Source organism: Novipirellula sp. (genome assembly GCF_041583735.1).
GTDB lineage: Bacteria > Planctomycetota > Planctomycetia > Pirellulales > Pirellulaceae > Novipirellula.
The window spans coordinates 1-5,347 of record NZ_JBFHFD010000602.1 but is presented as its reverse complement, the minus strand read 5'-3'; the positions used below and the strand labels follow the sequence as shown (position 1 = coordinate 5,347).

4 protein-coding genes are annotated in these 5,347 nt (G+C 53.0%); 3 read left to right on the top strand and 1 reads right to left on the bottom strand.

Annotated elements, in window-relative coordinates; all coding sequences use genetic code 11:
* Window positions 1-122 precede the first annotated feature (122 nt).
* Complete coding sequence (locus ABX962_RS29245; protein WP_372724806.1) at window positions 123-1,379, bottom strand: IS110 family transposase; 1,257 nt, start codon at window positions 1,377-1,379, stop codon at window positions 123-125.
* 1,099 nt (window positions 1,380-2,478) lie between these two features.
* Here ABX962_RS29245 and ABX962_RS29240 point away from each other — a divergent pair.
* The 3 genes from ABX962_RS29240 to ABX962_RS29230 all read left to right on the top strand — a co-directional run bounded on the left by ABX962_RS29240 (window position 2,479) and on the right by ABX962_RS29230 (window position 5,165).
* A complete protein-coding gene (locus ABX962_RS29240; RefSeq protein WP_372724804.1) occupies window positions 2,479-3,498 on the top strand; it encodes a hypothetical protein in 1,020 nt (339 codons plus the stop codon).
* 140 nt (window positions 3,499-3,638) lie between these two features.
* A complete protein-coding gene (locus tag ABX962_RS29235; protein WP_372724802.1) occupies window positions 3,639-4,526 on the top strand; it encodes a hypothetical protein in 888 nt (295 codons plus the stop codon).
* Between the two features lie 90 nt (window positions 4,527-4,616).
* Window positions 4,617-5,165, top strand: coding sequence for a hypothetical protein (locus ABX962_RS29230; RefSeq protein ID WP_372724801.1), 549 nt, complete (start codon window positions 4,617-4,619; stop codon window positions 5,163-5,165).
* Window positions 5,166-5,347: the final 182 nt, after the last annotated feature.

Below are 5,347 nucleotides of genomic sequence, written 5' to 3'. Positions count from 1 at the left end.
ATGAAATGCACGCGAGACATCTGAGGCATCGTGTCTAGGGGGCGCGGGGCTTTGGGGTGAAAATTTCTGACATTGTTTGCACCTGAATATTGCTGGTTATCGACAGGTTTTCCACTGCTGCTTCACGACGACTTGATCAGCTCGTACAGTGGCGAGCCGGTCGCTTTTAATCTCGCGATGTAACGCTCTTCGTCGTATCGCTCCCCGGTCTGCCAGAGTCGGAAGATGATGCGTTGCCATTTGTACGCCAAAGCGCGCTTGGCAATTTGCGCCGCGTGCTTTTCTTTAGCATGCTTTGATTTCTTGTACTCGTAAAACGCTTTGGCCCAGCGGCTCTGGGTTATGGAAAGCCCGGCGAGTTCGTGAAACGTTTGCTTCATGAATTTGGTGCATGCCCAACGCGCATAGACGTGCTTTTGCTTTCCACTTTGTTTTGTAACCGGCGCAATGCCTGATGCGGCCTGTAGCGACTTAGCGTTAGGGAAACGCTGTCGATCGTCTCCGAGCGCGGCAATCAATCTTGCCTGCGTATTCGTGCTGATTCCCGGCAGCGAATCTGCCATTTCAAAGAGGTCGTGTTGAGGAACCAACTCCTTGAGTCGCCCGTCGTAGCGTTTGATATGCTTGGTCAATATCTGCAATTGCTCGACGATCGCAGCGGCGTGCATCGAGGCGGTTGCGATTGTCGCTGGATCGTTCGTCAATGGGGTCGACTCAATCAGCAGTTTGACGTAGCCGTCTGCTTTACGCTTGATCCCGATCCCATGGAAGAAGCTTCGAAGTCGGGTTTCGCCGGCCCGCTGTGTTTGTTGAAGTGTTTGGTATTTGGCGAGGAATTTGAGAAAGAACTCGCTGTATGAACGGGCTGGCTTGAGAGCCAATGCGGCGGGGAAATAGCATTTCAGCAATGCGGTCAGGCGATTCGTAAGGTCGGCTCGCTGGTCAACCAGTCGTCGCCGGTCTTCGGCGAGAGTGGCGATCTGACGTGTCAACTCGTCGTTTCGCCGCAGCGGTCGCAACTGTTGGCGATAGTGGTCAATGAACTGTGCCAACAGACGTGCATCGCTGGGGTCGTTCTTGCCGCCGCCATGCGCAAAAGCCTTCCGGTAGCTGGCCAGTGCTGCCGGATTGACGGGATAGATTTGAACATCGCTGAACTCGAGCAATGCATTCACGATGGCTCCCTTGGTGGCCTCGATGGCGATCGCAAACACTGCTCCTGGACAGAGTTTCCGCCATGCCTCGATTTGCTTTTCGATTTCAGTGGGATCTTGCTTGAAACTTCCCGAGTGGTGTTCGCAGTCTGGTGCGATGAGATGGAAATCGTGTTGTGCGTCGGCCCAATCGATGCCGACTGAGACAATGGGATGTGTTGTCATGGGAGAGACTCGAGTTGAAGTTGTAAATTTGAAATCGCTTGGGTTGGGATCTGCACGGCGACGTCCTTATGGATGGTCTTTTGGAAGAGGCGTCATCTGAGCAGTCGTTAGGCAGATCCCGTAGCTGACTGCGGCGAAGGTCTCACGTAAGTCGTCACGGCAGGCAGTTCCTGTGTGCGTCGGGACGGAGTATTCGTCCGCAGTCAGCCAAGCGGTGTCTGGTGTATTCGGCCGATGCGAATACACCTACGAGCGTAATTGACCCAAAAAGAATTTCGCGTCCGCATCTGTTCTCTTTGGCTTTCCCATTGCCTTGAGCTGTGCGACTGGCTCCGGCATGGTCAAGCCATTAAGATGGATGCGGTATGACCATAAGGACGGGAGTCGCGGTTGTTGGTCTGCTTGCACATCGTTCGCCCGTCCCGCGTGATGTCTGACGTTCGCCGTATTAGTCTTCTCTGAACTTTCACACCGACGTATGGAATTTCATCACGTGATTGGCGCCGTGTTTTATTGGTGCCTTGTCTTTGTCGGGGCGATCGGCGTTCTCACGGGGCGCGGTCTCCGATCGACACTTACGTTGCCGGCACGCATTGCGTTCTTGTTCTTCTTAGCGTTATGCCCGTTCCTGTTTATGGCTGCCTACGCACTGCTTGGGGCGTTCGACGAGATCCGGCCAACTTTGTGGTCGACAATTCGGATTTTTGTGCTCACTCCGCTACTGTCCGCATTTGCGATACTCGGGATGTACGTCTCGTGGGCGCTCGTCTACTCGTGGCTCGTCAGCGGGTACGATAGGATTTACGCTCGATATTGCCGTCGCCAGATTCCAGAAGATTGGGGTCTTCGGAGGCTGCACGGATCTGCAACGAAGTCCGCGCTCGATCAGACGCTACTAGAACATGACGTAGACGGCGAACCATCGGATGCACATGAGTCGCCGAGTTGAGTTTTCTGAAGTGGTTAGTCGATCGCGGCGACCACGTGATCTGCACCGTTCGCCGATCGAATCGGATTCTGCGCGCCCGGCCTCAGTCAATTCGACGCCTTTATATAGAAAGCTACCCACAACCAACTTGTATTTCCGGAGCAATTTTCATTGGCAGACGAGACCCCTTCAACAATCACACTTGCACAAAACGGAAAGGACGTGGTCGCGCACGTTCCGCACCAGGATTTTCGCAGTTGGTTCTACCTGGTTACCGGGAAACCAGACTCCAAAGTAAAACTGTTTCAGCGTCCAGTTGTTGCCACCCCATCCGATATTGAAGATCTCAACGAACGTGTGGTAGCAAAGCTCAAAAATCACCAGATTAGTGAGTCTGTGACCACAGTGAGTGTTTCTTTCGACAAGAAAGAAGCAATACAATTTGGCACATGGGGCGAGTTCACGGGCTTCAACTGGAAGATCCCCGAACGAACGCAAGAGGTAACCGTCAAATGGAGTTTCTGCCTGGACTTGCCGGAGTTTAAGGTACCGCAGCCACACATGTTGCTGATGAAACTTTCTACACCGGTTACTCCAAAGCAATTCTTGCAGATGATCTTTTCTGCTGACGAGGACGATATTGATGATCTCAAACCCGACACATCCATCTGTATGTGTCGCGTGGACTTCATCAATCATGTATTAGCCGACGAACTGATTACGATCGTGGACCGTTGGAACGATTCGCTGAAGAAGCATCCATCTCAAGACAATTGGCTCGACAAGCTAGAAAAACATGATGGACTGATTGCTCAATGCGTTCATTACACGTCCGCGCTCGTGTTCGTTGGCGTTGCAGGCCTGGCGTTATATCAGCTTACAAAGCACATAGACCCCGCGTTGCCAATCACAATTGACGGCTTACGCCTCTCCTTCTATTGGCTACTTGGAACCGGTGCAATCCTCTTCGTCCTTGCTAGGATTGGCAAGTATCTCGCTTCCCAGATTTATCATGCGATCAATAGCTACGGCGCGCGTGCGGTATTCGATTTCACACGTGGCGATACCAATCACGTCACGGAGGTGGACAGCAAGAACGCCAAATCAATGCGGCGATTTATCGTCCTCACGTCAGTTTCCGTTGCAATCACTGCTGCCGAAGCCGTTACGTGCTGGTTTCTGCTGCCGTGAATCATGTGGGTTGCCAGGCCCTGGGGAACCTGAGTCACGGCGAACCATGCGATGCAACGGAGCCGGGCTTGCAAGGTTTCACAAATGGACAGTCAACCCTCCCGGCCCGCTGATCGCGGACGTTCGTCGATGGAGGAATCATGACTCGCCCCGCCGTGTTCTACGCATGGCAAGCTGATCGTCCGCGTCGCACCACTCGTGATCTGATCCGCGTTTGCGCCGCGAATGCTGTCTCAACGATTGCTGCGACGGGTGCACTCGTGGACGCTCCAAGGCTTGATCACGACACTTTGGAGAAATCCGGAACGCCCCCAATCGCCGCAACGATTTTCCAGAAGATTCGTTCTTCCGCTGTGTTCATTGCTGACGTCACGCTGACCACCGAGCTGCGCAACGCGGAAGGCCGCGTTTTGAAGCGCGCTTGTAACTCAAACGTGATGATCGAGTTGGGTTACGCCGCAGCGACGATTGGATGGGACCGAATCATTCTCGTTATGAACAAACACAAGGGGTACGGCGGACCGAGCGACCTGCCCTTTGACCTGCGAAACCACCGTTTTCCGATCACATTCCAACTTGGTCCCGAATCGAATAAGGACGTTTCACACCAACTCACGGATGAACTTTCACTGGCGATTCGTGCTTGCCTGTCTGCGGAATATGACCTTGTCGATTCGACGCTCCGCAGAATGTCGTCATTTGCGAGGGCAACAATGAAGAAATACGGCCCGGATCGAATGTTTTGGGAGAAGACAGGCGACAACAAACTGCTGTCGCGATTTGACAACGCGGTTTCGCAAATGCTAGCCGCAGGACTGATTGAATGTGTTGATGCAGCGACGGATACGGGCGTCGGATATAACTGGACCTATCTGGGGCAGCAATGTTGTCTACGACTTGGAGCGCAGAGTTTGCCGATCGAGGTCCCGAACGTCCCGCAGGTACAGAACGTCATGTTCGACGATTCAATGTACAATGAGCTAATGCGGCCAACCGATACACAGAGAAACGGTCACGACGAACCATGAATTGCACGGGAGAACGGGAGTCGTGTTTAATGGTCTGCTTGCAAGTCATTTGCCCGTTCCCCGTGAATTCTGACGTTCTGTCATGAAACGATGAAGACCTTTTGCGCATTGGTGGCTGCCATTGCAACCTGCCTGGGTTGTGAAAGCTCAGACCGCAAAGCTGATCCCCAACCCTACGAGGATATTGAAAGTGCAATTGAAGCGCTTGCGACGTTAGACGACATCTGGGAAGCCAGTGCTGCCGCCAAGCAAATTTATTCGGGTGGTGTGCCTGCAATCGAAGCTTTGCGTAGCTATCTCGATGACGACCGAGTCATTCCGTCTGGATTGTGCAGCCGATCGTTTAACTCCCGCGAAGTGACTCTTGGAGAGCAAGCGATGTGGACAATTCAAGATATGATCGAGGTTGATTTGCCTAAGGTATATGACAATTCGTACTATGTTTTGAGCAATGAAAACGTGGAGCAATGGCTCGATAAACGGAAAGGGATGACGATGACTGAACTTGAAATTGAGGCAGCGACAGCACAGCTCAATCAGGCGAAACAGCAAATGGAGGCTGGGGATCGCTACGCGAACGACGCAGTTAGAATTATCGAAGACCGACTGGCGGAACTCAAACGAATGATCAAAGACTGACAGAACAATGCGAATCGGGATAGGGGTCCGGTTGCCCGGAACCCCTCCCACACCACCTAGCATGCGGGTCCGCACTAGGCGGTTCGCCGTTTCGGAGCAAGCTCCTTCCATCGCTCTTCAAGATTAAATAGGCCTTGACCAGCCAGCCATTCGTTCGACAGTGCGCGGTGAACGCCCGACGT